The organism is Moorena sp. SIO2C4, from assembly GCF_010672485.1.
GTDB classification, from domain to species: domain Bacteria; phylum Cyanobacteriota; class Cyanobacteriia; order Cyanobacteriales; family Coleofasciculaceae; genus Moorena; species Moorena producens.
Map to the genome: position 1 here is coordinate 1 of NZ_JAAHGN010000809.1, position 3,530 is coordinate 3,530.

5 protein-coding genes and 1 tRNA gene are annotated in these 3,530 nt (G+C 45.9%); 2 read left to right on the forward strand and 4 right to left on the reverse strand.

Annotated features, from left to right (window positions below):
* Positions 1 to 709: aminotransferase class III-fold pyridoxal phosphate-dependent enzyme (locus F6K20_RS29460; RefSeq protein ID WP_287297064.1), on the forward strand; the 709-nt coding region annotated here is incomplete at its 5' end.
* Between the two features lie 321 nt (positions 710 to 1,030).
* Here F6K20_RS29460 and F6K20_RS29465 read toward each other — a convergent pair.
* The 4 genes from F6K20_RS29465 to F6K20_RS29480 form a co-directional block, all read right to left on the reverse strand.
* Complete coding sequence (locus F6K20_RS29465; protein ID WP_008180068.1) at positions 1,031 to 1,522, reverse strand: YajQ family cyclic di-GMP-binding protein; 492 nt, start codon at positions 1,520 to 1,522, stop codon at positions 1,031 to 1,033.
* A gap of 43 nt (positions 1,523 to 1,565) precedes the next feature.
* Complete coding sequence (locus F6K20_RS29470) at positions 1,566 to 1,691, reverse strand: hypothetical protein (protein WP_267876366.1); 126 nt, start codon at positions 1,689 to 1,691, stop codon at positions 1,566 to 1,568.
* A 359-nt stretch (positions 1,692 to 2,050) separates the two neighbouring features.
* Positions 2,051 to 2,461, reverse strand: coding sequence for an MAPEG family protein (locus tag F6K20_RS29475; protein WP_070394644.1), 411 nt, complete (start codon positions 2,459 to 2,461; stop codon positions 2,051 to 2,053).
* A gap of 43 nt (positions 2,462 to 2,504) precedes the next feature.
* The gene (locus F6K20_RS29480; RefSeq protein ID WP_071105922.1) at positions 2,505 to 3,008 is read right to left on the reverse strand and encodes a DNA-processing protein DprA; all 504 of its coding nucleotides are present in this window, start codon (positions 3,006 to 3,008) and stop codon (positions 2,505 to 2,507) included.
* A 213-nt stretch (positions 3,009 to 3,221) separates the two neighbouring features.
* On the opposite strand from F6K20_RS29480, the gene F6K20_RS29485 reads away from it, so the two are divergent.
* Positions 3,222 to 3,295 (forward strand) — tRNA-Val (locus F6K20_RS29485).
* Positions 3,296 to 3,530: the final 235 nt, after the last annotated feature.

Consider the following 3,530-nt stretch of genomic DNA (forward strand, 5'->3'; position numbering starts at 1 on the left):
TCAATATCCCAATGAGATTGCTGGGGTCATCCTAGAACCTGTGGTGGGGAATTCTGGTTTCATCACTCCTGTACCTGGTTTTCTTGAAGGCTTGCGGGAAGTGACTCAAAACCATGGCGCTCTACTGGTGTTTGATGAAGTGATGACTGGCTTCCGGATTGCCTACGGTGGTGCTCAGGAGAAATTTGGCATCACTCCTGACTTGACTACCCTAGGTAAAATTATCGGTGGTGGTTTGCCCGTGGGAGCCTATGGCGGACGAAAGGATATCATGTCCATGGTGGCACCAGCTGGGCCAATGTATCAAGCCGGAACCCTGTCTGGGAATCCTTTAGCCATGACAGCAGGCATTAAAACCCTGGAGTTACTGAAAAAACCGGGTACCTATGAACAGCTAGAGACTATTACTAAAAAGCTCTCCGAGGGATTGCTGCAAATTGCTAAAGATAGCGGTCATGCAACTACTGGTGGGTACATCAGCGCTATGTTTGGCATGTTCTTTACTGGTGTTCCTGTTCACAATTTCGATGATGCCAAAACCTCTGATTTATCCAAATTCACTCCTTTCCATCGTGGCATGTTAGAGCGTGGGATCTACCTAGCCCCCTCACAATTTGAAGCAGGATTTACTTCCCTAGCTCACACCGAGGAGGATATTGACCGCACATTAGCAGCAGCTAAGGAAGTCATTTCTGGTATCAAGCCATAGTAGTCTAGAGTGTAAGCATTTAGCTATCAGCTATCAGTTATCAGCTATCAGCATTCAGCTATCAGCATTCAGCTATCAGCATTCAGCTATCAGCATTCAGCTATCAGCATTCAGCTATCAGCATTCAGCTATCAGCATTCAGCTATCAGCATTCAGCTATCAGCATTCAGCTTATGGGTCCCAGCGTCGAAGCCTGTGCCACGCTACTTGATTTGCTTTTGAATAAAATAAGCTGAAGGCTGACGACTGACGGCTGACGACTGACGGCTGACGGCTGACGGCTGACGGCTGACGGCTGACGGCTGATAGCTGATAACTTACTTATCGATAGTTAGTAAATTGCAAAGCAATCGGCAAATCTTCTTGCTTCAACCGCTGGATGATATTTTGTAAGTCATCCTTAGATTTGCTAGTTACTCTAACTGAATCACCTTGAATCGAGGCTTGTACTTTTTTAAATTCATCTCGAATCAATTTGGTGATTTTTTTACTATATTCTTGGCTGATGCCTTTTTTTAGCGTGATTTCTTGGCGAACACGATTACCACTAGCTGATTCTATTTTACCATAGTCGAAGATTTTTTGCGAAAGTTCCCGTTTCGCAGCTTTGGTACGAAGAACAGTATGCACAGCATCTAGGGTAAATTCACTATCAGTATTGATGGTGATAGATTCTTCTCCTAATTCGACAGTGGTTTTAGTATCTTTGAGGTCGTAACGACTTTTGATTTCACGAATAGTTTGATCCACAGCATTGACCAACTCTTGTCGATCAAAATCACTAACAATATCAAAAGAATAAGTACTAGCCATAATTAATAACGGTCAGCGGTAGGCCGTGAGCAATGGTGGCTCACTACGTGACATACTCCCGACGCTGACAAGCACGGTACAGCGCGGGCTTCTTACCAACACCATCCAACGATTCGGTTACTCGGTAAGCTTTATTAACGACACGGGATGCCCCTCCGCGCCGGAACAATACAACTCGTTCTATTTTTAGCTAGTAGGTGGCGGTTAGCTCTTAATTTGTTTTCCCTACTGTCCCTAGTATATCCCATTGGCAAGCTACGTTCCGACCCTTGCCCCGCGCTTTCCATACGACACTTACCCAATGAAGGTAAAGTGCGGGGCTTCTCGCGGTTTAGCTAACAGCTTAAAACCAAAATGGGAATTTGTTGCACCCTATACAAAATTTTTAAACCTATTGATATCAAGCCCGGTAGCATCAGTATTGGATAAGCCCATAGTCTTGGGGAGGTGGCTCAACCTGGTGGCTCTCAAGACAAATGACCAATAACTAAAACTATCAAGGCCCGAAGCAAGTGGACTTGATCTCGTCTAGCCACTGACGCTGCTTAGACTCAGAACAAACAGAGTACCACTGGAAAGAGAGCCGATGGCAAACATAAGCGATCGCCCCAAGGGAATATCGAGAATGTAAAACACCGAGTAGAAGACTCGGGCAATTACAAATGCGATCGCACACCCGATGGCGAGAGTTGAATTCTGACCAGTGACATAGGCCATCAAAGCGGCGGCGCTAAATATAATAAAGGTTTCAAAGGAGTTCTGATGTGCCCAAGTCGCTCGTTGGGCATAGGGCGGTAGCTGATCAAACATGGCGCGAGGAGCACTTTGGTCATAGCCTAGTTTGAAACGGCTGTAGCCAACTACCAGAAATGGTAGATAGATTAAAACCGTTGCCCCCACAATACAGTAAAGTAAAATTCCCGAACCGGATAGATGCATAGTCTAGCTCACACTAATCAAAATTAATCACAATTAATCACAACTAATCAAAATAGAACAGAGTAACAACCTTGTTTTGCTGTTCCGCCTCCTTACAGGTGTTGAGGAGGGTACGGCTATCATGGAATGCGAAACAAATTAACTGCTGACACCTCGCAACAATTTCGGCATTACACAAGGCACTAGCTTCAGCGAGAGACAAGGTATCATTTTGGGGGTTTTCCACCAAATGCATTACCTTCTCCAAGTATTTCCGGGATTCCAGTGGCTGTCGCTGAAGACTTTGGGGCAAAATTACCGTTAGCAAGGAGGGATCGGCTCGCATAGCACCTCGAATGGCAGCTAAGTTGGTTCCAGTGGCACCAGAGGTAATCAGACGATTACCGGCTTGCACTAAGGCATAGCTCATCATCTCAATTAGATTCTGATGGGTGATAGGAACGTGACGTGACCCCAACAAGGCAATTCGCTTAGAACCAGTTTGCTGTATGGCTGCGAGTTCCTGGGCTAATGTATCGATACTGGCGGTCTCTATTGGTTGACTCAAAGATAAAGATGTTGGTAAAGGCTGAACGACCAGGATATTTTAGCAGAACTAATCCCTCATGTCCTCCTTCAAAAGAATTTCACTGTATTGATAATTTTTGTTACCTGCTCCCTGCTTCCTGCTCCCTGTTCCCTGCTCCCTGCTCCCTGTTCCCTTTGCTATAGGGTTTAAAATTGCTATATTCTAAATATGTGCTATCATAATGAATGGTTTGGACGCATAGCTCAGTTGGTTAGAGCACCACGTTGACATCGTGGGGGTCACTGGTTCGAATCCAGTTGTGTCCATATTTATTTCACTATCCACAGGTAAGCATATGCGCTACGCGCAGGCTACGCCAACAGCTATCAGCCTATGCGCTACGGGAACAGCGATTGGCCTATGGCCACGCTACCGGAACAGCTTTTGAATAAAATAAGCTGACCGCTAACCGCTGACCGCTGACCGCTGACCGCTGACTGCTGACCGCTGACTGCTGACTGCTGTCTGCTGACTGCTGACTGCTTATCCCCGCACTTCCCA